The organism is Providencia sp. PROV033, assembly GCF_028484855.1.
In the GTDB taxonomy this organism is placed as follows: domain Bacteria; phylum Pseudomonadota; class Gammaproteobacteria; order Enterobacterales; family Enterobacteriaceae; genus Providencia; species Providencia alcalifaciens.
Map to the genome: position 1 here is coordinate 25070 of NZ_JAMPSW010000005.1, position 23870 is coordinate 48939.

The following is a 23870-nucleotide window of genomic DNA, read 5'->3' on the forward strand; positions in this document are numbered from 1 at the left end:
TTTGGCTAGTCTAACCATCGCGTTAGATGCCATGGGCGGGGATGTTGGTCCCCGCGTCACGGTGCCTGCTGCATTGCAGGCACTGGCATCTAATCCAGCATTAAAATTACTGCTTGTCGGTCAACCCGAAGCCATTCATCCTTTGCTTGCACAACAAAGTGCGGAGCAACTTTCGCGTATCGAAATTATCCCAGCTGAAAACGTTATTGCAAGCGATGCTAAGCCATCTCACGCAATTCGCCAAAGTAAAGGGACGTCAATGCGAGTGGCGTTGGAGTTAGTCAAGACAGGTCAAGCTCAAGCTTGCGTGAGCGCAGGTAATACGGGTGCGCTGATGGGATTGGCTAAATTGATGTTAAAATCAATTGAAGGCATTGAACGCCCTGCGTTAATGACTATTCTGCCAAACCAAAAGAAAGGTAAAACCGTTGTCCTCGATTTAGGGGCTAACGTAAATTGCAGCAGTGAAATGCTTGTGCAATTTGCAGTAATGGGCTCAGTGATGGCAGAAGAAGTTGCCAACATCAGTCAACCTAAAGTCGCTTTACTCAATATTGGCGAAGAAGAGAGTAAAGGGGTGGACAATATCCGCGAAGCCGCCGCTTTGTTGAAAGAAACGGCATCAATTAATTACATTGGTTATGTTGAAGGCAATGAATTGCTGACAGGAAAAACGGATGTATTAGTGTGTGACGGCTTCGCAGGTAATGTCTCACTAAAAACAATGGAAGGTGTTATTCGAGTCATTCTTTCATTGTTGAAATCAGCCGGTGAAGAGAACAAAAAAAGCAGTTGGTTTATGCAACTCGCTAAGAAATGGTTAAAAAAACGGCTAATGAAGCGTTTTGGGGATATGAACCCCGACCAGTATAACGGCGCGACTCTGTTAGGATTAAAAGGCATTGTCATCAAAAGTCATGGTGCAGCGAATGAAAGCGCGTTTAAAGCCGCAATTGATCGTGCCGTGCAGGCTATTGAGCGACAAGTTCCTGAAAGAATAACAGCTCGACTTAATATTGTTTTACCCAGGAGTGATCAATAACCTATGTACAGTAAAATATTAGGAACAGGCAGCTATTTGCCATCGCAAGTTCGTACCAATGCTGATCTGGAAAAAATGGTTGATACTTCTGATGAATGGATTGTAACGCGTACTGGTATTAAAGAGAGACGAATTTCAGCTGACGATGAGAATGTGTCCACAATGGGTTTCCAAGCAGCAAAAAATGCATTGGAAATGGCACAAGTCGACAGCAGTGAAATTGGTTTAATTATCGTTGCAACCACTTCCGCGACACACGCATTTCCAAGTGCGGCTTGCCAGATTCAGCAAATGTTGGGAATTAATGACTGTGCGGCATTTGACGTTGCAGCAGCGTGTGCTGGTTTCACCTATGCTATTAGTATTGCTGATCAGTTTATTAAAACGGGCATGACCAAAAAAGCACTGGTGATTGGCGCTGATGCGTTATCAAAAACCTTAGACCCGAATGATCGCGGGACGATTATTCTGTTTGGTGATGCAGCGGGTGCTGTGGTGATTGGTGCATCTGAAGAGCCAGGTATTATTTCTACGCATTTACATGCAGACGGTCGTTATGGTGATTTGCTCTCTTTACCAAATCGCAGTCGCTGTTCAGATGATCAAGCATACTTGTCCATGACAGGTAACGAAGTATTCAAAGTTGCAGTGCGTGAGTTAGCCCACATTGTTGATGAAACATTGGCAAATAACGACATTGCAAAAGAAGAACTTGATTGGTTAGTGCCACATCAAGCAAATTTAAGAATTATTTCTGCGACAGCGAAAAAATTGGATATGACCATGGATAAAGTGGTTGTTACGCTGGATCGTCACGGAAATACTTCTGCAGCATCAGTCCCTACCGCATTAGATGAAGCGGTACGCGATGGTCGCATCCAACGTGGTCAATTAGTGCTATTAGAAGCATTTGGCGGCGGTTTTACTTGGGGCTCTGCACTCGTTCGTTTTTAATTTACTGAGAAAACAGACATGACACAATTTGCTATGGTATTCCCGGGACAGGGTTCCCAGTCTTTAGGAATGTTAGCTGGCTTAGCTGAACAAAATCAGCTGGTTAAAGAGACATTTGCTGAAGCCTCTGAAGCATTGGGTTACGATCTCTGGGCATTAGTCCAAAATGGACCAGAAGAAGAATTAAATAAAACATGGCAGACTCAGCCTGCATTATTAGCAGCGTCTGTTGCTATCTTCCGTGTTTGGCAAGAAAAAAATGGCAAAATGCCCGCTTTAATGGCTGGTCATAGCCTCGGCGAATATTCTGCATTAGTGTGCGCTGGCGTGATTGATTTCAAACAGGCTATCAAATTGGTAGAGCTGCGTGGTCGATTGATGCAAGAAGCTGTTCCAGAAGGGACTGGCGCAATGTATGCAATTATCGGTTTAGATAACGAATCTATCGAGAAGGCATGCCAAGACGCAGCGCAAGGGCAGGTTGTATCCCCTGTCAACTTTAACTCTCCTGGACAAGTGGTTATTGCGGGTGAGAAAGCGGCTGTTGAACGTGCGGGTGCAGCATGTAAAGAAGCGGGTGCCAAACGTGCGTTACCATTATCTGTTAGCGTACCTTCTCATTGTGCATTAATGAAGCCAGCCGCAGATAAATTAGCTGATGCATTAGAAAAAATTGAATTTTGTGAGCCGACCTATCCAGTTATTAATAACGTTGATGTTAAAATGGAGACGTCTGCAAAAAATATCCGTGATGCATTAGTGCGCCAATTGTATAATCCGGTGCGCTGGACTGAAACAGTCGAATTCATGGCAGAACAAGGCATTGAGCAATTGGTTGAAATGGGTCCAGGCAAAGTTCTGACTGGTCTAACCAAGCGAATTGTCTCTAATTTAACTGCCGTTGCAGTCAATGATCCTGTATCATTAGACTCGGCTTTAGAAACTATCTGAGGACGACAATGAGCTTTGAAGGAAAAATTGCACTAGTCACTGGTGCTAGCCGTGGAATCGGTAAAGCGATTGCTTTAACCTTAGCGTCACGCGGCGCGACTGTTATCGGTACTGCAACCAGCGAAAAAGGCGCGGAAGCGATTACTGCCTATTTAGAAGGTAAAGGTAAAGGTAAAGGCTTAGCGTTAAATGTGACAGATCCAGCATCAATTGAAGAAACATTGACCCAGATCCGTGCGGAATTTGGCGAAATCGATATTTTAGTTAATAATGCTGGTATTACGCGTGATAACTTATTGATGCGCATGAAAGATGATGAGTGGCAAGATATTATTGACACTAATCTTTCATCCGTTTACCGTTTGTCTAAATCCGTTTTGCGTGCCATGATGAAAAAACGTTGTGGGCGTATTATTTCTATTGCATCTGTTGTGGGCGTGATGGGAAATGCGGGACAAACAAACTACGCGGCAGCGAAAGCTGGGCTGATCGGTTTTAGTAAATCATTAGCTCGTGAAGTCGCTTCTCGTGGTATCACTGTTAACGTTGTAGCGCCTGGTTTTATCGAAACTGATATGACTAAGGCATTGACAGACGAACAACGTGCAGGCATTTTATCTCAGGTTCCTGCGGATAGACTGGGTGATGCACAAGAAATTGCCAGTGCTGTAGCATTTTTAGCTTCTGACGAAGCTGCTTACATCACAGGTGAAACATTGCATGTCAATGGTGGCATGTACATGATCTAAAGAAATGAGGGAACCATTTGCATTTTTTTGTGTTATCTAATGCAAAATAATGCAAAATAATGGTTTCAACAGCCGGGATTGGGTTGTATCTTTTCCTGTATTTCATAAACTACGAAAACCATCGCGAAAGCGAGTTTTGATAGGAATTTTAATAGTATGAGCACTATCGAAGAACGCGTTAAGAAAATCATCGTTGAACAACTGGGTGTTAAAGAGGAAGAAGTTGTAAATACAGCTTCATTTGTTGATGACTTGGGCGCTGATTCTCTTGACACAGTAGAACTGGTTATGGCTCTGGAAGAAGAGTTCGATTGCGAAATCCCTGACGAAGAAGCTGAAAAGATCACTACAGTACAGGCTGCAATTGACTACGTCAAAGCATCTGAGTAATAGCAGTAAAACTTATCTAGGCGATCATTCGATCGCCTATGTTTCTTATGTAACTAATTCCCTCCTTGGAGGACATACGTGTCTAAGCGTCGTGTAGTCGTAACCGGACTTGGCATGTTATCTCCTGTCGGCAATACAGTTGATTCATCATGGAAAGCTGTTTGTGGCGGACAGAGTGGTATCAGCCTAATTGATCATTTTGATACTACTAACCACGCAACTAAATTTGCAGGCTTAGTAAAAGATTTCAATTACGAAGATTTTGACATCTCTCGCAAAGATGCGAAGAAGATGGACCCATTTATTCAGTATGGTATCGCAGCTGGCTATCAAGCCATCAAAGATTCTGGATTGGAAGTAACAGAAGCCAATGCTACTCGTATCGGTTTAGCGATTGGTTCTGGTATTGGCGGGTTGGGATTAATTCAAGATAACTGTGAATCTATGTTGCACGGTGGTCCTCGTAAAGTTAGCCCATTCTTCGTACCATCAACAATCATCAACATGGCTGCTGGTCACTTAAGCATCATGTATGGTCTCCGTGGTCCAAGCATTTCAATTGCGACAGCTTGTACATCAGGCGTTCATAATATTGGACATGCAGCACGGATGATAGCCTATGGTGATGCGGATGTTATGCTAGCGGGTGGTACTGAAAAAGCAACGACACCATTAGGTGTGGCTGGTTTTGGTGCAGCGCGCGCATTGTCAACGCGTAATGATAACCCACAAGCTGCAAGTCGTCCTTGGGATAAAGACCGTGATGGTTTTGTTCTGGGTGATGGTGCGGGCATCATTATTCTCGAAGAATACGAGCACGCTAAAGCACGCGGCGCGAAAATTTACGCGGAAATCGCAGGCTTTGGTATGAGCAGCGATGCTTACCATATGACGTCACCACCAGAAAATGGTGAAGGCGCTGCATTAGCGATGAAAAATGCGCTAAACGATGCAGGCATAGAACCAACTGATATTGGTTATATTAATGCTCATGGTACATCAACACCTGCAGGAGACTTAGCCGAAGCACAAGCGGTTATGTCTGTCTTTGGTGAAGACACTAAAGTGTTAGTGAGTTCGACAAAATCGATGACGGGCCACCTGTTAGGTGCTGCAGGCGCGGTTGAATCTATCTTCACTATTCTGTCTTTATGTGATCAGATTATTCCGCCAACGATCAACTTAGACAATCCTGATGAAGGTTGTAATCTTGATTTCGTACCGGGTGAAGCACGTAAAGTCGAGAACATGGAATATGCTCTGTGTAACTCATTTGGCTTCGGTGGTACTAACGGTTCATTGATTTTCCGCCGCTATCACGCAGAATAATCAATTATTCGTTGAGTTCCTAAGCTCCAGTATCTTTGGTACTGGGGCTTTATTTTTGCCTTCTTTTTGCAGTACTCCTTGCTTTGGTTTATGATATTAACACTATGTTACTGTCTGATTTATCAGCCTTTATTATAAGAAACAATCATGACTTATTGGGTTAACGGCATTTCTTGTCAGCAAATTGATATTACCGATCGCGCTATCGCCTTTGGTGATGGGTGCTTTACGACTATCCATGGTATGAATCAACAAGCTAAGATGCTAGAACAGCATATTCTTCGTCTACAGCAAGATTCAATGCGACTCAAATTGCCTTCAGTAGATTGGAAGCAATTGACACAGCATATTGAGCAGGTTTGTGAACAACAGACTGATGATGAATTTGTGGTGAAGGTTATGATTAGTCGTGGCGCTGGCGGTCGCGGCTACAGTTCTCAAGGCTTCAAACAGCCAACCATTATGGTAATGGTTTCCCCTTTTCCTAAGCACTATGCCACATTACAGTGCCAAGGCGCAGCTTTGATGCTTAGCCGAATTCCATTAAGTCGCAATCCAGTCTTAGCGGGTATGAAACATTTGAATCGCTTAGAACAAGTATTGATCCGCCAAGAAATAGATGATGCTAAGCTAGATGAAGCGGTCGTGTTAGATACCCATGGCGTGATGGTTGAATGCTGTAGCGCGAATATCTTTTGGCGCATCGGTCGAGATGTTTATACACCCATTCTAGAGCAGTCTGGTGTGAATGGATTAATGAGACAAAAGATCATAGCGAAACTCAAAGATAGCCAGTACCATTTGACCGAAGTTGAACGGTTTCCCGCAATTTTGACACAGTGTGATGAAGTCATTATTTGCAATGCGTTAATGCCTATATTACCGGTGAAAAGTATTCAACTTTCAGAAAATAAAACAGTGAGATACCAATCAAGAGAGCTGTTTGAATATTTATTATTACAGCGACAAATTTAAATCCGATAACAATTTCACTCTTATCGTTTATCGACGAACAATGCATTTAAGTGACCAATAATGAAATTAGCCAAAAAAATAACACTAATTGTTTTTGTCCTTGCGATTATCGGCGCAGTTGTTGTGTACCTGCAATATCGCCAAATCCTTGATTATGCTAAAAAGCCAATCAACATCGTACAAGAAACTATTTTTACAGTACCTGCTGGTACAGGGCGAGTTGCTTTAGAAGGGTTATTAATCAAAGAAAAATTCATTGAAGAAGGTCATCATTTTCAGCTTCTGCTCAAAGCGCGCCCAGAATTGGCGCAGTTCAAAGCAGGGACTTACCGGCTACAGCCAAACATGACGGTAGAGCAATTATTAGCGCTGATCTCAAGTGGTAAAGAAGCGCAATTTAATATTCGTTTTATCGAAGGGAATAAGCTGTCTGATTGGAGCAACATTTTGCGAGATGCGCCTTATCTGGAGCACAAAACGCAAGATGCAACACCGACAGAGCTATACGCTATGTTGGATTTTAAAGAGGGAGACAACCTTGAAGGATGGCTCTATCCAGACACCTATTTATACACTGCGGGTACTAGCGATGTTGAGATATTAAAGCGTGCCTATAAGCGTATGAAATCGATCGTTGAAGACGAGTGGAAAGGTCGTGATAAAGATCTACCCTATAAGAATGCCTATGAAATGTTGATCATGGCATCGATTGTTGAAAAAGAGACAGGGGTGGATAATGAACGAGCGCAAGTGGCTTCTGTCTTTGTCAATCGCTTAAAGAAAAATATGCGCTTACAGACTGATCCAACGGTAATCTATGGGTTAGGTGAGAATTATCGTGGTAAAATTTATCGCAGCGATTTAGATAACTATACTCCGTATAACACCTATAAAATTGATGGTTTACCACCAACACCCATTGCCATGCCGGGGCTTGCTTCGATTAAAGCGGCTGCGCACCCAGCGAAAACAGATTACTTATACTTTGTCGCCGACGGTACTGGCGGACATACTTTTAGTCGTAATCTTAATGATCATAACCGTGCCGTTAAGGTTTACCGACAAATTGAGCAAAAGAATTGATAAACGAAATGAAAAACCAATTTATTGTTATTGAAGGTTTAGAAGGGGCTGGAAAGACAACGGCAATCAACACAGTTGTTGAAACATTAACCCAAGCGGGTGTTCACGATATGGTATTCACGCGTGAACCTGGTGGCACACCACTCGCTGAAAAACTGCGTGAGCTAATTAAGCAAGGTATTGAAGGTGATAAAGTTACAGACAAAGCTGAATTGCTGATGCTGTACGCTGCACGAGTCCAATTGGTCGATACCGTTATTAAACCTGCTCTCGCGGAGGGAAAATGGGTTATTGGCGATAGGCACGATTTATCCTCTCAAGCTTATCAAGGTGGCGGGCGGGAAATTGACCGCCAATTAATGGCGTCACTCAGAGATTTAGTGTTAGGTGGGTTTAAACCTGCATTGACGCTCTATTTAGACCTACCACCCGAATTAGGCTTACAACGAGCACGTTCCCGTGGTGAGTTAGACCGTATTGAGAAAGAATCATTGGCATTTTTTGAACGCACACGGGCCCGCTATTTAGAATTGGCGGCGGCAGATGAATCTATCTTAACCATCGATGCGAGTCAAAATATTGAACAAGTGCAAGCTGATATCCGCAAGACGTTACTTGCATGGTTAGCAAAATAAGGCATTGATAATGAATTGGTATCCATGGCTGAATGAGGCTTATCGTCAATTAATTAGCGCTTACCAAGCGGGGCGTGGGCACCATGCATTATTAATCCATTCCATGAAAGGAAATGGTGCAGACGCTTTAAGTTATGGCATTAGTCGTTGGCTTATTTGTCAAAATAGAGATGGACTGAAAAGCTGTGGCGAATGCCATAGTTGCCGTTTAATGCTGGCAGGCACGCATCCTGACTACCATGTTTTAGAAGTAGAAAAAGGTAAAGCGACAATCAGCGTTGATGCCGTTCGTAAACTCACTGAAACCTTAAGCGGTCATGCACAACAAAGTGGTGCAAAAGTGGTTTCTATTCCAAATGCCCAAGCATTAACAGATGCCGCCGCTAACGCATTGTTAAAGACGTTGGAAGAACCATCAAGTCAAACCTATTTCCTGTTGGGCTGTGAAAAAATTGAAAGCATGTTAGCGACCTTAAGAAGTCGCTGCTTGACCCACTTTTTACCCTCTCCCGATCAGCAAGTCGCGTTATACTGGCTGCAAAAACAGCTGACTGGTTTATCTGTGGATGATGCAATCACTGCATTACGACTATGCCAAGGCGCACCGATTGCTGCATTGCAATTACTTGAGCCGGCGCAATGGCAACGACGTCAACTATTGTGTAGTGAGCTAGAGAGCAGCTTGCAGAACAAGGATTTTTTAAGGCTTTTACCTGCATTGAACACAGACAATGCACCAGAATGCATTAGTTGGTTATTAGGGTTGCTTTCGGATGGGATAAAATTGCAACAAAAAGCAGGTCAGTTCCTTGTTAACCAAGATAAAATTGCTTGTGTTACCGCGCTTGCCACATCGATGAGTAGCTCACAATTATTAGATGTTTATAGCCAGTGGCAGGGCTGTCGTCACCAATTATTAACAGTACCTGCATTAAATCAGGAATTGATTCTGGCTAATCAGTTATTACATTGGGAAGCGTTATTCGCTTCACCCTCAAGATAAAAAGAGTAGATTATGTTTGTTGTTGATTCACACTGCCATCTCGACTGTTTAGATTATGAAAAATTGCATACTAACGTCGATGATGTTATCGCAAAAGCATCCACACGAGATGTCGGCTTTATGTTAGCGGTAGCAACCACGTTACCGGGCTTTGAAAGCATGAAACAGCTAATTGGCAAACACGACAATGTGGCATTTTCTTGTGGCATTCATCCACTCAATTTGGATGAAGGTTATGATTTTGAAAAATTAGCACAGCTAGCGGCAGGTCAAGAAGTTGTCGCGCTCGGCGAAACGGGTTTAGATTATTATTATCAGCAGGAAAATGCAGCGTTGCAGCAAGAGTCATTTCGCCAGCATATTCGCATTGGTCGCCAAGTGAATAAGCCGGTTATTGTGCATACTCGTTCGGCACGGGAAGACACTCTTACCATTTTACGCGAAGAAAAAGTGGATGAGTGTGGTGGCGTATTGCATTGCTTTACGGAAGACCAACAAACCGCGATAGACTTACTCGACTTAGGGATGTATATCTCCTTCTCCGGTATTGTTACGTTCCGTAATGCGGAACAGATCCGTGAAGCTGCACGAGTTGTACCGTTAGATAGAATTTTAGTGGAAACGGACTCGCCTTATTTAGCACCAGTCCCGCATCGCGGCAAAGAAAACCAACCTGCCTATGTGCGTGATGTCGTTGAGTATATGGCTGTGCTCAAAGGAGTGAGCGTCGAGGAAATGGCGGAAATTACGACACAAAACTTCAACCGTTTATTTCATTTACACGTTGGACAATAAATAGATAACTATTGAATTATTAAGGAATTTGTCATGGCAGAAGAGACTATTTTCAGTAAAATTATTCGACGTGAAATTCCGTCTGAGATTGTTTATCAAGACGAACTCGTCACCGCATTTCGTGATATTGCTGCTCAGGCACCCACTCACATTTTAATCATCCCAAACAAGCTGATCCCAACAGTGAATGATGTGACGGTGGATGACGAGCTAGCATTAGGGCGCTTATTTACTGTTGCCGCAAAAATTGCGAAAGAAGAAGGCATTGCCGAAGATGGTTACCGTTTAATCATGAACTGTAATAAACATTCAGGACAAGAAGTTTTTCATATTCATATGCACTTAGTGGGTGGACGTCCATTAGGTCCATTATTGGCTAAGTAACTCATCATGAAACGCGCTGCATTAGTCTTAAAATATGCCACGATACTCAGCTTACTTACCGCTTTTTTAAGTGGCTGTGTTTGGAACAAAAAAACAGGGTTATCGTTTAATGAGCAGCAGCGTGTGGTGATGGAACCCTCCGTGCTAGCGGCAGGAGTGATTGTAGAAAAACCGGTGGTCAAGGTGGGAAACGTAACGGCTACGACGACCATTAATATGAGCAATATTGAAAAAACACCGGTAACTGTGCTGTATCGTATTTTTTGGTACGACGAGCAAGGTTTAAGAGTGGATTCCACGAAAAGTCAGCCTCAGATGATTCCTGCGAATTCGTCAGTAATGCTGAAAGAGGTGACAACATCTCCACTTGCCCGCAATGCTCGTATCTATGTTTTCTTACCTTCAACGGCTGGAGAGTCACAATGAAACGGATCTTATTGGTCGCAGCGGCAGCATTTATTTTGGCTGGTTGTCCATCAGTCCCGCAAGGACCTAAACCGCCTATTGTCCCTGTACAACCGGACGTCACCCCAGGAACACAACCTGAAAAACAACCTGATTTAACACCGCCACCAACCGACACGGTACCTATGCCGCCTAAGCAGCAAACAACGGACTGGGCAAGTGCATTACAACCATTGGTGAATAAAATGGTTGCGGATGATGGTGTTGAAAGTGGCAAAGTATTGTTAGTCGATTCCGTGAAAAATAATACCAGTGGAAGTCTACCTTCACAGGCTGTGACAGCGGCATTAACTAATGAAGTAACGAAAACCAATAAATTCAAGGTCGTCCCCCAAGGTGTTGTCGCTGCCGCGCGTAAAACGTTAGGATTATCGCAGGATGATAGTCTGGTGACGCGTAGTAAAGCAATTGGGTTAGGACGCTATGTTCAAGCACAATATGTGATTTACAGTGTGATGTCCGGCTCAACGAAAGAACGCAGCATTGAAATGCAGTTAATGGAAGTGCAAACCGGTGAGATTGTTTGGTCTGGAAAACAGAGTATTGAGTAATCGTTCCTCTCTGTTTGCATTACTCGGTGAATGCTTCCCAGCTATTTTACCATCATGCTGGGAAGTTTCGTCATTAGCGGGTTTATCCGGTGGTAGTTATTTACTTGAAAGTCAGCCCGTTTCTAGAACCGAGAAAACGTTTTCGACGATCAAATTAATTGCCCGAGCAGAAGGGCAAGCACAGAGTGCTTTGTTTGTTAATCGGCGCAAAGAAGCGCGTATTTTAAAACAACTCAAGCATTTTGCTTACTCGCCTGATGTGATAGGGCGAAACGCTGATTGGTTGTTACTCGAATGGGTTGCAGGCGATCATCCTTGCCACGCACAATTTCTTTCCTCTAAATTTCAATACCAACTGGCAGAGATAGTCGCCAAGCTTCATTGTCAGACGTTATTAAGCTACCGATTACCGTTACGTAATGAGATTGCGCATTATGGCTATCGAATTGATAAAAAAAGAATATCTTCGCGATGGAAACGATTGCATCATCATTTCCTATACGCCCCGATGCCAAACGTTATCAAACTTGCACCTGCACATATGGACATTCATTCAGGGAACGTACTTTGTCAGCAAAAAGTGCCGACGATGTTAGTGGATTGGGAATATGCGGCGAATACGGATATTGGCTTATCATTAGAAACTTATTTTCAATTCAATAGTCTGACGCTAGAGCAACGTGATTATTTCTTGACGCATTATTGCCAAACGTTTGGTGCGTATAAAGATAAACATCATTTGGCTCGTCATTGCCAGCAATGGGAGCCATGGGTTAAATACATGACGCTAATGTGGTATGAAGTGCAGTGGTGTCAGCGTCAACACGCGCAGTTTTTAAATGATTCAGCCCCATTACGAGACTATTTTGGTCTGTAATCGGGCAATAGAAAACATCAGTGAATACACAAGAATTTGTTAAAAATTAATCAAGTGAGGCATGTTATGGGTCCGATAATGCTGGATGTTCAGGGTTATGAGCTGGACAACGAAGAGCGTGAAATTTTAGCTCATCCACTGGTAGGCGGGTTAATTTTATTTACCCGTAACTTCCATGATGCGGCGCAGCTGCGGGAATTAGTTCGCCAAATCCGCGATGCATCAAGACACCGTTTATTGATTGCGGTGGATCAAGAAGGTGGTCGCGTACAGCGTTTTCGTGACGGCTTTACTGCATTACCGTCCGCGCAGGCGTTTGCCGCACTGAATAATCAAATGGATGGTGCTAAATTAGCACAAGAAGCTGGTTGGTTAATGGCAGCAGAAATGATTGCCATGGATATTGATATTAGCTTTGCCCCTGTGTTGGATTTAGGGCATGAAAGTATTGCCATTGGTGAACGTTCATTCCATGCCGATCCTGAAATCGCCATGACGATGGCAGAGCGTTTTATTCGAGGAATGCGCAGCGCAGGCATGAAAACCACCGGTAAGCATTTCCCGGGACATGGCGCGGTTAAAGCGGACTCACACAAAGAAACACCTCGAGATGATCGCTCATTAGAGCAAATTCGTGGCAAAGATATGTCTATTTTTAAAGACTTTATTCAACGTGAATTATTGGACGCTATTATGCCAGCCCATGTGATTTACACTCAAGCGGATGACCGTCCTGCAAGTGGCTCTCCGTTCTGGTTGAAATCCGTGTTACGTGAACAACTTGGTTTCAACGGGGTTATTTTCTCGGATGACTTATCCATGGAAGGGGCTGCTATTATGGGAAGTTACCCAGAGCGAGCAAAAGCGTCATTAAATGCAGGTTGTGACATGATCTTGGTTTGCAACAATCGTGAAGGTGCAGTGAGCGTACTGGATAATTTACCAAAACAAGATGACAGCCGAGCATCTAAGCTTTACCACAGTGGTCGCCAATATACATTAAGTGAGCTGCAATCAGTGGAGCGTTGGAAACAGAGTCATCATCAATTAGTCGATTTACATGAAAAATGGCAAGAGCATCGTAATCGCTAATTAAATTACACTGAAAATAGACCGATGAGAGGATTATCTCATCGGTTTTTTTTTATCTTAAATAGGCTGAATAAGTTACGGGTAACCTCATTTTGGGAAAATAAAGCAAATAAAAAAATAGGTTGCGATATTTGATTAGAAATATTGCAGTAGCATTAAGGATATGTACGAAAATCATACATTAATATCGCGTAATATAACTTTACCTATAGGAATATTTCCTAGAAATAATGTTTTTCAAGCATTAAATTATATTAAAGTATAGGGAATGATAAACATTTTTATGCTGTTAAGACGAGTATATTGCTTAAGAACAGAATGATTGACCGTCGTAGGTATTTAAATTAATTGTTTTAATAATGGGTAAATATTGTTGTTCTAATTGTGCCGAATTTCTCACTTTTTTGTGGAAGATTCTATTAAATATAGAGTGATTAAATTAGCAAAAAAATTGTTTAAATATGGCGTGTTAGTTAATTACGGACAAGCAATAAAGTGATTAATATCACATCAAATGATACCTGATTTGCAAGGCATCTAGTTTGTTGTGATATCGATCGTATTAATTGACACAAAATTACGTTAGCATACTTTTCATTATGAAATTTAATGTCAAACACGCTTTGATGGGTGTGGCTAAATATCGTCCAAATAAATTTGAATTCATGTAAAAACTTAAATTAAATAAGTGTGGTTGGATGAATTATTTCGACTTATAAAATAATTAAAACTTATTCTTACATAGCGAAAAAATTAAGTTTGCTATAAAGAATAGAAGGTGAAACTCAAATTAAATAATTAAAAAATCCTTGCAGTAATTAAAGCTAAATAAATTATTACGTATTGAAAGTAGTAAGGCGTCATAACATCCAATGAATATTGGATGCGGATAGTTATATTCTAATAATCACGACTAGGTTTAATTCAAATGAAAGTCAAAAAAATAGCGTTAATATTGTTTCCATCTTGTTTTGTTGCATTTGGGGCTAATGCAGGCGATTGGGAAAATACCATCATGGAAAACTCATTTGTTGCAGACTCTGAATTAGAGCTTTCTACTCGAAATATGTGGAAATATCTAAAATCAGAAAATCGTTACGATGCCAACGAAAAACGTTACAGAAAGCAAGTGGCGCAAGCTTGGGGGCAAAATATTCAACTAGATTACCAATCTGGATATTTTGCCGACTTTATTGGCTTTGATGCATCCTATTACGGCGCGATCAAACTGGCGGCAAGTAAAGACTTCGCATCCCGAGCCATTTTATATAACGATGACGGTGAGGCTAAAGGCTATAACAAGATAGGTCAGCGTTATGCAAAATTTAAATTGGATTTAGAGCCTGTTAATTTTAACGGTAAAGCAGGTTGGTTTACGTTGAAAAACAAGGGTATTTTTACTAACTCCCAACGTTTGTCATTAAACACTTATAATGGTTACTACACCAATACCGCCATTAGTGATTGGAACTTAGATTTACTGTATCTTGATGGCAAAGTGATGCGTCGAGATAGTCCAAATATTGACAGAATGTATTTCCGTGACGGAAATGGCGTCAGTCACGACATCAATCATGTCGTGACTGGTGGGATTAATTACAATACGAAACCACTTAAAGCGTCTTACTTCATTGGTCAAGCCGATGATGTTTTCCGTCAACAAGGCTTAGAAATCAAATATAAGCTAAACTCGGATATCACATTATCTTCTCAGATTTATGGTCATGAGTATGGTAGCGATGGTAAACGGACATCGACAGACACCAAACGCGGTAAACAAAACTTTGATAAACGTGCATGGCACTATGCGGGTGAAATTGAATGGTGCGTTCCGGAAACACCGTGGACTTTGATGACGGGTATTACACATACGACGGCACATAAAACAAATGGTGTAGGTCAGTTTGCCCGTAACCCAATCGGTAACACACGTGGTCGTTTTAACTCACCAGCTTATGCGGATATCGACTATGTGCGTGATGGCGAAACTATGCTGGCATTAAAAGCCGAATATCAAGTTAACCCTACTTGGTCTGTCGGTGCAAACAGCAACTACAGTGAATTCTCTTATTCTGGCGAACGTTTAAAACAAGGACAAGTGGGCGTATTCACTTACTGGAAACCGACTGAAAATCTGTCTGTTTCATTAAGTGGCGGTATGGGCTGGCACCATCAGCAAGAATCGGATAACTCGACACCAAAACTGTATGACGGTGACTCACGTCGTGCACACTCTTTATCGGGTTCGATGACAACGACCTATCGCTTCAAAATGTAATTAGAGGCAATTAATAAATGAATCATAAAATAAGTTTAGTGACATTGCTGGTTTCAGGTGCCCTGTTAGCAGGTTGTGCCACGAAACAGACTGATACGGTTAAAGTTCAAGTCATTGGTATTAATGATTTCCATGGCGCATTGCAAGCGCCTGGAGATGGCAAACTTGGCGGTATTGAGTCGATTGCGACATTAGTGAAGCAGTTAAAAGCAGAAAATGACAACACGATTATTGTGGGTGCTGGCGATTTAGTGGGCGCAAGCCCATTACTTTCTTCCATGTTCTACGATGAACCAACCATTGAGGCTTTGAGCGCAATTGGCCTTGAGACCAGTGCCGTGGGTAACCACGAATTCGACAAAGGTAAAGTTGAATTACTGAGAAAGCAAAATGGTGGATGCCATCCTACGGCGGGCTGTGTAGGAAAAGAATCCTTTGCGGGGGCTGATTTTAACTATTTAGCCGCTAACGTGATTGTAAAAGAGACAGGTGAAACATTATTCCCATCTTATTACGTGAAACAGTTTGATGGTGTGCCAATGGCATTCATTGGCTTAACGCTGGAAGGAACACCAGCCATTGTTACGCCGAGTGGTACTGCGGGCTTAGAATTTAAAAATGAAGCTGAGACCATTAACCAACAAGTTAAACTACTAAAAGCGCAGGGTATTCGTAGTATTGGTGTCTTGATCCACGAAGGGGCAACTCAACAAGTGGATACCAAAGTGAAAGACATTAACCGTTGCGATAATATCAAAGGGCCAATTGTTGAGATTGTTAAACAGCTTGATGCCGATGTGGATTTTGTCGTGAGTGGACATACACACCAAGCCTATAACTGTGACATCAATGGTAAAAAAGTCATTTCAGCGCAATCGAACGGGACGTTGCTGTCTCAATTGGATATTGAAATTGATAGAAAAACCAAAGACATTGTCAGCATTAATGCGAAAAACATTCCGGTTGAAACCAGCCGTTATGGTAAAGACCCGAAACTAAGCCGTTTTATTCAGAACTACGAGCGCATCTCAAAACCGATTGCAGAGCAAGTGATGGGCACCTTAAGTGCTCCCGCAGATAAAAAATTAGCTGCTGGGGGAGATTCCACTCTGGGTAAAATTATTGCGGATGCACAGTTATATGTCGCAGCCCCCCCAGATGCGGGCGGCGCCCAAATTGCCTTTATGAACAGCGGTGGTATTCGTGCTGATCTCAAAGCAGGGGAGCTGACCTACGGCGATATCTTTACCGTGCAGCCATTCTCAAATGTCGTGGTGACGCAATCTCTAACAGGTGAGCAAATTAAACAAGCGTTAGAACAGCAATGGGATCGTGAACGTCCGCAAGTCATGCCGGTTTCCCACGGTTTTTATTACGAATGGGATGACAGCCGTGCGGTAGGCGATAAAGTGATTGCAGGCTCGATGAAATTAAATGGCAAGCCAATCGATATGAAGAAAAGCTATCGTGTTGCAGCAAATGAATTTTTAGCCACAGGCGGTAGCCGCTTCTCAGCCTTTAAACAAGGTAAAGATCGTATTTATAGCTTGCCAGACAACGAAGCATTGATGAAATACTTCAAAGATAACTCGCCAGTTCAGTTACCAACGGACGAGCGTATTAAAAAACTGAAGTAAAATACCCTCACAAAATACTAGGTTTCAAGCCCGAGAATAACGCCATTCTCGGGCTTTTTTGTTTTAAATCGACATTCCGCTGACTCGTTTCTTTTTTTTCAAAAAATGATTTGACGATTGTGATCGTTGTCATAATAATCAACTAAATTGATTTGCATCAACATTTGGTATGACCAAATGTCCATGCATGATATTCTTCACGACTAAGCAACATAAAAAAGGGTGAATTAGCGTTATTTAAGTTTTTTGTTATTAGAAACCTTAAATAACATTAATATATTTTATATGAGGGGCATATGACCTTAACTCAACCTAAAATCGTTGTTGTTGGCGGTGGTGCTGGTGGCTTAGAACTGGCAACTCGTTTGGGGCGTAAGTTAGGACGCAAAAAACGTGCGGATATCACGCTAATTGACCGTAATCCAAGCCATTTATGGAAACCACTGCTACATGAAGTCGCAACGGGTTCGCTCGATGATGGTGTTGATGCTATTAGCTATTTAGCGCATGCAAGACATAATGCATTTCATTTTCAATTAGGTTCTCTCACGAATATTGACAGAGAAAATAAAAAAGTCGTTCTCGGTGAATTGCGTGATAAAGACGGAGAACTATTAGTCCCGCTACGTGAAATTGATTACGATATTTTAGTGATGGCGTTGGGTAGTGCCTCCAATGATTTTGGTACGCCGGGCGTCAAAGACAACTGTATTTTCCTTGATAGCCCAACCCAAGCACATCGTTTCCATGATGAAATGTTGAACCTGTTCTTGCGTTATTCAGTACGCGATAATGCTGAAGAGAAAGTGAATATCGCGATTGTAGGCGGCGGGGCAACAGGTGTAGAGCTCTCTGCCGAGTTATATAACGCTGTAGAGCAACTCACCAGCTATGGTTTCAAAGGGTTAGATACAGATGCGTTGAATGTGACTTTAGTAGAAGCAGGGGAGCGTATTTTGCCCGCATTGCCTCCACGTATTTCCAGTGCAGCCCATCAAGAACTGAACAAACTTGGCGTGAAAGTATTAACAAAAACCATGGTAACCAGTGCCGATGCGGATGGTTTAAATACCAAAGAAGATGGCAAAATTTATGCGGACTTAATGGTATGGGCAGCGGGGATCAAAGCGCCAGACTTTATGAAAGATATTGCTGGGTTAGAAACTAACCGCATTAACCAATTAGTGGTTAAACCGACACTACAAACTACGCTGGATGAGCACATTTTTGCGATTGGTGATTGCGCATCTTGTGCAAAACCGGAAGGCGGATTTGTTCCACCGAGAGCACAATCTGCTCATCAAATGGCGAGCCTGTGCTATGACAATATCGTGGCATTAATGAAAGATAAGCCATTAAAAAATTATATCTATAAAGACCACGGTTCATTAGTTTCATTATCTCGTTTCAGTACCGTGGGTAGCTTGATGGGGAACTTAATGCGTGGCGATATGATGGTAGAAGGGCGTATTGCGCGTTTTGTCTACATTTCACTGTATCGTATGCACCAGATCGCACTGCATGGCTATATCAAAACAGGCCTTATGATGCTTGTCGGCAGTATTAACCGCATTATTCGACCAAAACTGAAATTACATTAATCGGCGATTATTGATTATTTTCAGTACCGTTATCATAAGAATGCACACGATTATTGGTGAATAATTGTGTGCATTATCTAATCTGAATGAACATATATTAAAATATGTTATTGCGGTTTATCAAAAACGACACATATATTTTAATTACTATCCATTAAACACACACTATAAACGTCGCTAATTAACTCAATGAGTTTGAGTTAAGTGTGATTTAATACAAAAAAACAGCATATTATTAATTAGGATAATGTCACTGTACGCATTCATAGGTAAAATTAATTTTATTTATTAAAAACAAATGGGTAGGTAATTTTCCCCTAATTATGTAATATATTGAAACTGATTTGGTTAATTATTTATGCTTATTCACGGTAAACTTATTACGCGCAAGTAAATAAGATGTAAGTCTTCTATTCAGACAAATCTAAAAAACCATATTTATTGTATGTTATTAATGTAGTTGATAATAGATAGGCTACAATAGCTATCACATTCACTTTTCAATCAAAGGGCAAAGAATGAAGCTAAAAATTAAGTTGTTACTAGCCGCATTTGTTGCCGTTTGCTTAATTGTTATCGGTTATTTCTCTTTTGTTCGCAGTGATGAACTGAAAATTGCGACGGTATTATCTACTGAGCCTATTCGTGCGACGCGAATGATTGAACATGAAAATTGTTCAGTGACGGGGATTTTGGGTTCATTTACGCAAGAGTCGTTATCCCGTTGGCACCCAGCTCAGCGAGAATGTAGAACCATCTTAATGATTCAATCCTTACAAGGTAAATCATTCCCCCCATTTTCCAGTCATGAACCGAGAACTTGCGTCATCACCAAAAGTTTGGAACAAATTATAGTCGGCTATGATGTTATCTACCGTATTGGCGATACGATTGGTAAAGTGAGAATGCCGTATGAACCAACGGTGTTTATTCCTTTAAATGAAAATGGGCAGTTAGATTTAACCATCTCGAGCAACGCTGCGTGTGAAACGTTGCGTGAAGGTACAAAAGATATTTTGCCATTCTATTGTATGAAGCCTAACGATCTACCCAAATCCTATCAACCGTCCACCATACTTGAAGTCAAAATAGGTAAAAATACCTTTGGGTTATTTGAGTAACGTAATGACGAGCCTATTCAAAAAATTACAGAGGTTCTTGGGTGTTACCTCAGCGGACTTGCTACCGTTAAATGAATTAATGCTGAACGCTAAAAGTGGAGATGCGCAAGCACAATACCAAATTGCCACCCTATATGATGTAGGCGAAGGGGTTGAAGAAGATGAGGCAAAAGCGATTGAATGGTATTTGAAAGCGGCTACGCAAGGGCACTCACAAGCGCAATACATGATGGGGATGATGTGTGAAACCAGCGAGCATTTATCGGTTGAGTCTCATCAAGCTTTGGAATGGTTTCTAAAATCGGCGGCGCAAGGTAACAGTGATGCGCTCGGTCATTTAGAGGCAATAGGATACTCCAATAAAAAGTAATCATCTCACCTAAATTACATTCAGACAGTATAAAAAAGCCATCAGATTCAACATGAATTGATGGCTTTTTTGTTGTTCAATATTGAGCCTATGAAGCTAGCTGATGTTCATCAAAATCAGCAACAAGCTGTTTTATAAATGCTAAGCGAGTGGCTCTGTCCGATAAATCATGGAAGAATTTTAATCGAACAGGACCTTCCATACGGAAGGTTTTAGGTTGATTTTGCAGTAAGCTAATCAGGAACATTGGGTCAACTTTATTGCGCTCATTGAATTCAATAAAGCCGCCTTTTTCGTGGGCTTCAATACGCTTCATACCCAGCTTTTGAGCTTGTAAACGAATGCCTGCTGTAGATAGCAAGAATTTACCCGCATCCGGTAATGTCCCAAAACGGTCAATTAATTCAGTCCGGAGTTCATCCAGCTCAGCGTGATCTTTGGCGCTAGCAATGCGTTTATAGAATGAAAGGCGAATATTTACATCATGGATATACTCATCAGGAAGTAGCACTGGCATACGCAATTCCACCTCTGTTTGCTGATGAGTCAGATCTTCAAGTGACGGCTCTCGTCCTTCTTTCAGGGCGTCGACCGCACTTTCCAATAACTCCATGTATAGAGTGAAACCGATCGTGGTCATTTGTCCGCTTTGATCTTCACCTAATAACTCACCTGCACCACGAATTTCCAGATCATGAGTTGCCAATGCAAATCCAGCACCTAAATCTTCAAGAGAGGATATTGCTTCGAGACGTTTTTGCGCATCGGTTGTCATAGCTTTTGGATGTGGTGTGAGCAGGTAGGCGTAAGCTTGGTGGTGGGAACGACCCACACGACCGCGTAATTGGTGTAACTGCGCCAAACCAAAGTGGTCGGCTCGCTCAATAATAATCGTATTGGCGGTTGGGATATCAATACCTGTTTCAATAATTGTTGTGCAGATCAAAACGTTAAAGCGTTGATGGTGAAAATCGGTCATCACACGCTCAAGCTCACGTTCACGCATTTGCCCATGACCGACAACGAATCGTGCTTCAGGCACTAGTGTTTCAAGGCGTGCTTTGGCTTTTTCGATATTTTCGACATCGTTATATAAATAGTAAACCTGACCCCCACGCAGAGTTTCACGTAGAATGGCTTCGCGCACGACTAAATCATCATATTGGCGTACAAAGGTTTTCACGGCTAAACGGCGAGCTGGTGGGGTGGCGATAATCGATAAATCACGCATGCCACTCATTGCCATATTCAAGGTTCGTGGAATTGGCGTTGCAGTTAAGGTGAGAATATCGACATCGGCTCGCATCGCTTTAATACGCTCTTTGTGGCGAACGCCAAATCGGTGCTCTTCGTCCACAACCAGCAAACCGAGATCTTTCCATTGAATATCGCTTTGTAGCAATTTATGAGTGCCAATCAAAATATCTACTTTACCTTCTGCGGCTTCAGCAATAATTTGTTGTTGTTCTTTCGCCGTTTTAAAGCGCGATAACATTTCGATACGCACAGGCCAATTGGCAAATCGGTCACGGAAATTATCGTAATGCTGCTGCGCTAATAATGTGGTGGGAACCAGTACCGCAACTTGCTTATTATTATTGACAGCCAAGAATGCTGCGCGCATCGCCACTTCTGTTTTACCAAAACCAACGTCGCCACAGACTAAGCGATCCATCGCCAACGGTTGGCACATATCACTTAATACCGCGTTAATTGCCATCTCTTGGTCTGGGGTGGTCTCAAATGGGAAGCCTTGGCAAAACTCTTGGTATTGCTCTTTATCATGTTTAAACGCAAATCCGGCTTTGGCAGCACGTTGAGCGTAAATATCCAGAAGTTCAGCGGCCACATCACGCACTTTTTCCGCTGCTTTTTGGCGCGCACGTCCCCAACTATCGCTACCCAGTTTATGCAGCGGTGCATTTTCATCGGCACCTCCTGCATAGCGGCTAATCAAATGCAATGACGAGACGGGCACATACAGTTTATCTTCACCAGCATAGGTAAGAATTAAATATTCTGCAGGAATACCCCCAGCTTCTAGGGTGATTAAACCTTGGTAACGACCAACCCCATGCTCAATATGTACCACGGGCTGACCAGGACGTAATTCCGCAAGGTTGCGAATCAGTGTATCGGTATTGATAGTTCGACGTTGATCACTGCGGCGACGCACCACGCGTTCACCCAGTAAGTCACTTTCACAAATTAAAGCGCGGTGACTTTCGGGCTGGATGAAGCCATGTTCTGCTGCGCCAATGGTGATGGCAAATCGACCTTGAGTTTGGCTGAAGTAATTGCTGATGATGTCAGGACGAATTTTTAGGCGCCCAAGTAGTTCACTGACCGTTTCACGACGACCTTCACTCTCAACAGAAAACACGATAGTGCCATCAAATTGTTCGGTGAATTGTCGCAACTTTTCTAGCGGATTTTTACCTTGTCCTTGCGTGCTAATATCAGGAAGTGGCTGATAATCTAAATTGGTATTAGCGGCTTTTTTAGGCAGTTTTTCCGTAGAAAGCTGAACACGAGGCCAATTTTTTAAGTTTTGATTCAGTTGTTCAACGGTTAACCATAATTCGCTTGGCGGAAGTAATGGGCGCATTGGGTCAACGCCACGGTTTTCATAACGTTGCTGAGCATCTTGTTGGAAGCGTTCAGCGGGTTCTTGTAAGTTTTGTGAAACAAACAGGGTATTGGCAGGTAGATATTCAAACAAAGACGGTAATGGCTCCGCAAAGAACAAGGGTTGCCAATATTCAATACCGCTTGGTAGTGTTTGTTTGCTGACTTGCTGATAAATATGTTCTGGGTCACGGCGAACTTCAAAGCGTTCACGCCATTGACTACGAAAGCGCTCGATAGCGTCTTTATCTGTCGGAAATTCGTGCGCTGGAAGTAAATTGATGGCATTAACTTCTTCTAAGGTACGCTGGGTATCCACGTCAAAGGTGCGCAGGCTGTCAATCTCGTCATCAAAAAAGTCGATACGAAAGGGGAAATCGCTTCCCATCGGGAAAAGGTCAAGCAAAGCCCCGCGAATCGCATATTCACCATGCTCGAGCACTTGTTCTACATGGCGGTATCCCGCTTTATCCAGCTCTTCGCGAAGGTTATCACGCGAGAGCTTATCGCCTTTTGCCATCACTAAAGCATGCCCAGCAAGGAAATCGACAGGGCAGACTTTCTGCATCAAGGTATTGACCGGCAGAATCAACGCCCCTTTTTGCAAGGTTGGTAAGCGGTATAGCGTGGATAAACGGTGAGAAATGATTTCTTGATGCGGCGAAAAATTATCGTAGGGTAGCGTTTCCCAATCAGAGAGGGTTTCGATCGGATATTGGGTAAACTGTTGAAGTTCATCATGAACACGCAATGCATTTTGCATATCACGGGTGACAATGACGACAGGTCCTTGATGGCGCTCGATCATCTCTGCACATTCTAAAGGACCCGCAGCACCGATTAAACAGCCTAAATGGCGGACATCTCCAGCACGACTTGGAAGTTCATAACGATAATTTGACGACATAGAAATATTCAGCTTCTCATAGCTAACTAGTTAATTAATGATTAGTTAGGCAA

General features: G+C 42.4%; 22 protein-coding genes. 21 read left to right on the plus strand and 1 reads right to left on the minus strand.

The window, feature by feature from the left end:
- Position 1: 1 nt before the first annotated feature.
- The 21 genes from plsX (at position 2) to PSF16_RS02305 (ending at position 20282) form a co-directional block, all read left to right on the plus strand.
- The gene (gene plsX, locus PSF16_RS02205) at positions 2 to 1042 is read left to right on the plus strand and encodes a phosphate acyltransferase PlsX (protein WP_272688700.1); all 1041 of its coding nucleotides are present in this window, start codon (positions 2 to 4) and stop codon (positions 1040 to 1042) included.
- Positions 1043 to 1045: 3 nt separating this feature from the next.
- Positions 1046 to 1996, plus strand: a complete 951-nt coding sequence (locus PSF16_RS02210; protein WP_036966030.1) for a beta-ketoacyl-ACP synthase III — start codon at positions 1046 to 1048, stop codon at positions 1994 to 1996.
- Between the two features lie 18 nt (positions 1997 to 2014).
- Positions 2015 to 2947 carry an ACP S-malonyltransferase gene (gene fabD, locus PSF16_RS02215; protein ID WP_006661429.1) on the plus strand — a complete coding sequence of 311 codons (933 nt, stop codon included), beginning with the start codon at positions 2015 to 2017 and terminating at the stop codon, positions 2945 to 2947.
- 8 nt (positions 2948 to 2955) lie between these two features.
- The gene (fabG, locus tag PSF16_RS02220) at positions 2956 to 3696 is read left to right on the plus strand and encodes a 3-oxoacyl-ACP reductase FabG (RefSeq protein ID WP_272688701.1); all 741 of its coding nucleotides are present in this window, start codon (positions 2956 to 2958) and stop codon (positions 3694 to 3696) included.
- A gap of 156 nt (positions 3697 to 3852) precedes the next feature.
- The gene (gene acpP, locus PSF16_RS02225; protein WP_006660807.1) at positions 3853 to 4086 is read left to right on the plus strand and encodes an acyl carrier protein; all 234 of its coding nucleotides are present in this window, start codon (positions 3853 to 3855) and stop codon (positions 4084 to 4086) included.
- A gap of 78 nt (positions 4087 to 4164) precedes the next feature.
- A complete protein-coding gene (fabF, locus tag PSF16_RS02230; RefSeq protein WP_272688702.1) occupies positions 4165 to 5415 on the plus strand; it encodes a beta-ketoacyl-ACP synthase II in 1251 nt (416 codons plus the stop codon).
- 147 nt (positions 5416 to 5562) lie between these two features.
- Positions 5563 to 6390 (plus strand): aminodeoxychorismate lyase, encoded by an 828-nt coding sequence (pabC, locus tag PSF16_RS02235; protein ID WP_272688703.1) that lies wholly within the window; start codon positions 5563 to 5565, stop codon positions 6388 to 6390.
- Positions 6391 to 6450: 60 nt separating this feature from the next.
- Complete coding sequence (gene mltG / locus PSF16_RS02240; protein WP_272688704.1) at positions 6451 to 7473, plus strand: endolytic transglycosylase MltG; 1023 nt, start codon at positions 6451 to 6453, stop codon at positions 7471 to 7473.
- A gap of 8 nt (positions 7474 to 7481) precedes the next feature.
- Positions 7482 to 8108 (plus strand): dTMP kinase, encoded by a 627-nt coding sequence (tmk, locus tag PSF16_RS02245; protein ID WP_006660811.1) that lies wholly within the window; start codon positions 7482 to 7484, stop codon positions 8106 to 8108.
- Between the two features lie 10 nt (positions 8109 to 8118).
- Positions 8119 to 9111: a DNA polymerase III subunit delta' gene (gene holB, locus PSF16_RS02250; RefSeq protein ID WP_006660812.1), complete on the plus strand. Its 993-nt coding sequence runs from the start codon at positions 8119 to 8121 to the stop codon at positions 9109 to 9111.
- A 12-nt stretch (positions 9112 to 9123) separates the two neighbouring features.
- The gene (locus PSF16_RS02255) at positions 9124 to 9906 is read left to right on the plus strand and encodes a metal-dependent hydrolase (protein ID WP_272688705.1); all 783 of its coding nucleotides are present in this window, start codon (positions 9124 to 9126) and stop codon (positions 9904 to 9906) included.
- Between the two features lie 33 nt (positions 9907 to 9939).
- Positions 9940 to 10290 (plus strand): purine nucleoside phosphoramidase, encoded by a 351-nt coding sequence (hinT, locus tag PSF16_RS02260; protein WP_006660814.1) that lies wholly within the window; start codon positions 9940 to 9942, stop codon positions 10288 to 10290.
- Between the two features lie 6 nt (positions 10291 to 10296).
- Positions 10297 to 10716: a YcfL family protein gene (locus PSF16_RS02265; protein ID WP_272688706.1), complete on the plus strand. Its 420-nt coding sequence runs from the start codon at positions 10297 to 10299 to the stop codon at positions 10714 to 10716.
- Positions 10713 to 11306, plus strand: a complete 594-nt coding sequence (gene lpoB / locus PSF16_RS02270) for a penicillin-binding protein activator LpoB (RefSeq protein ID WP_006660816.1) — start codon at positions 10713 to 10715, stop codon at positions 11304 to 11306. Before PSF16_RS02265 ends, lpoB begins: the two co-directional genes overlap by 4 nt.
- A complete protein-coding gene (locus PSF16_RS02275) occupies positions 11299 to 12183 on the plus strand; it encodes a thiamine kinase (RefSeq protein ID WP_272688707.1) in 885 nt (294 codons plus the stop codon). Before lpoB ends, PSF16_RS02275 begins: the two co-directional genes overlap by 8 nt.
- Before the next feature lie 54 nt (positions 12184 to 12237).
- A complete protein-coding gene (gene nagZ / locus PSF16_RS02280; protein ID WP_392397801.1) occupies positions 12238 to 13275 on the plus strand; it encodes a beta-N-acetylhexosaminidase in 1038 nt (345 codons plus the stop codon).
- A 928-nt stretch (positions 13276 to 14203) separates the two neighbouring features.
- A complete protein-coding gene (locus tag PSF16_RS02285; RefSeq protein WP_272688708.1) occupies positions 14204 to 15553 on the plus strand; it encodes an OprD family outer membrane porin in 1350 nt (449 codons plus the stop codon).
- Between the two features lie 17 nt (positions 15554 to 15570).
- Complete coding sequence (locus tag PSF16_RS02290) at positions 15571 to 17190, plus strand: bifunctional metallophosphatase/5'-nucleotidase (protein ID WP_272688709.1); 1620 nt, start codon at positions 15571 to 15573, stop codon at positions 17188 to 17190.
- A 296-nt stretch (positions 17191 to 17486) separates the two neighbouring features.
- On the plus strand, positions 17487 to 18791 hold the full coding sequence (locus PSF16_RS02295) for an NAD(P)/FAD-dependent oxidoreductase (RefSeq protein ID WP_006660822.1): 1305 nt from the start codon (positions 17487 to 17489) through the stop codon (positions 18789 to 18791).
- Between the two features lie 518 nt (positions 18792 to 19309).
- A complete protein-coding gene (gene umoD / locus PSF16_RS02300) occupies positions 19310 to 19912 on the plus strand; it encodes a UmoD family flagellar biogenesis regulator (RefSeq protein ID WP_272688710.1) in 603 nt (200 codons plus the stop codon).
- A gap of 4 nt (positions 19913 to 19916) precedes the next feature.
- Positions 19917 to 20282, plus strand: a complete 366-nt coding sequence (locus tag PSF16_RS02305) for a tetratricopeptide repeat protein (RefSeq protein ID WP_006661441.1) — start codon at positions 19917 to 19919, stop codon at positions 20280 to 20282.
- An 88-nt stretch (positions 20283 to 20370) separates the two neighbouring features.
- Here PSF16_RS02305 and mfd read toward each other — a convergent pair whose 3' ends face one another.
- Positions 20371 to 23817, minus strand: a complete 3447-nt coding sequence (gene mfd, locus PSF16_RS02310) for a transcription-repair coupling factor (RefSeq protein ID WP_272688711.1) — start codon at positions 23815 to 23817, stop codon at positions 20371 to 20373.
- Positions 23818 to 23870 lie beyond the last annotated feature (53 nt).

Bases quoted from the DNA above. Each gene is read 5' to 3' on its own strand.
- PSF16_RS02210 (WP_036966030.1), top strand. From the start codon at position 1,046: ATGTACAGTAAAATATTAGGAACAGGCAGCTATTTGCCATCGCAAGTT.
- fabD (WP_006661429.1), top strand. From the start codon at position 2,015: ATGACACAATTTGCTATGGTATTCCCGGGACAGGGTTCCCAGTCTTTA.
- fabG (WP_272688701.1), top strand. From the start codon at position 2,956: ATGAGCTTTGAAGGAAAAATTGCACTAGTCACTGGTGCTAGCCGTGGA.
- acpP (WP_006660807.1), top strand. From the start codon at position 3,853: ATGAGCACTATCGAAGAACGCGTTAAGAAAATCATCGTTGAACAACTG.
- pabC (WP_272688703.1), top strand. From the start codon at position 5,563: ATGACTTATTGGGTTAACGGCATTTCTTGTCAGCAAATTGATATTACC.
- mltG (WP_272688704.1), top strand. From the start codon at position 6,451: ATGAAATTAGCCAAAAAAATAACACTAATTGTTTTTGTCCTTGCGATT.
- tmk (WP_006660811.1), top strand. From the start codon at position 7,482: ATGAAAAACCAATTTATTGTTATTGAAGGTTTAGAAGGGGCTGGAAAG.
- holB (WP_006660812.1), top strand. From the start codon at position 8,119: ATGAATTGGTATCCATGGCTGAATGAGGCTTATCGTCAATTAATTAGC.
- PSF16_RS02255 (WP_272688705.1), top strand. From the start codon at position 9,124: ATGTTTGTTGTTGATTCACACTGCCATCTCGACTGTTTAGATTATGAA.
- hinT (WP_006660814.1), top strand. From the start codon at position 9,940: ATGGCAGAAGAGACTATTTTCAGTAAAATTATTCGACGTGAAATTCCG.
- PSF16_RS02265 (WP_272688706.1), top strand. From the start codon at position 10,297: ATGAAACGCGCTGCATTAGTCTTAAAATATGCCACGATACTCAGCTTA.
- lpoB (WP_006660816.1), top strand. From the start codon at position 10,713: ATGAAACGGATCTTATTGGTCGCAGCGGCAGCATTTATTTTGGCTGGT.
- PSF16_RS02285 (WP_272688708.1), top strand. From the start codon at position 14,204: ATGAAAGTCAAAAAAATAGCGTTAATATTGTTTCCATCTTGTTTTGTT.
- PSF16_RS02290 (WP_272688709.1), top strand. From the start codon at position 15,571: ATGAATCATAAAATAAGTTTAGTGACATTGCTGGTTTCAGGTGCCCTG.
- PSF16_RS02295 (WP_006660822.1), top strand. From the start codon at position 17,487: ATGACCTTAACTCAACCTAAAATCGTTGTTGTTGGCGGTGGTGCTGGT.
- umoD (WP_272688710.1), top strand. From the start codon at position 19,310: ATGAAGCTAAAAATTAAGTTGTTACTAGCCGCATTTGTTGCCGTTTGC.
- PSF16_RS02305 (WP_006661441.1), top strand. From the start codon at position 19,917: ATGACGAGCCTATTCAAAAAATTACAGAGGTTCTTGGGTGTTACCTCA.
- mfd (WP_272688711.1), bottom strand. From the start codon at position 23,817: ATGTCGTCAAATTATCGTTATGAACTTCCAAGTCGTGCTGGAGATGTC.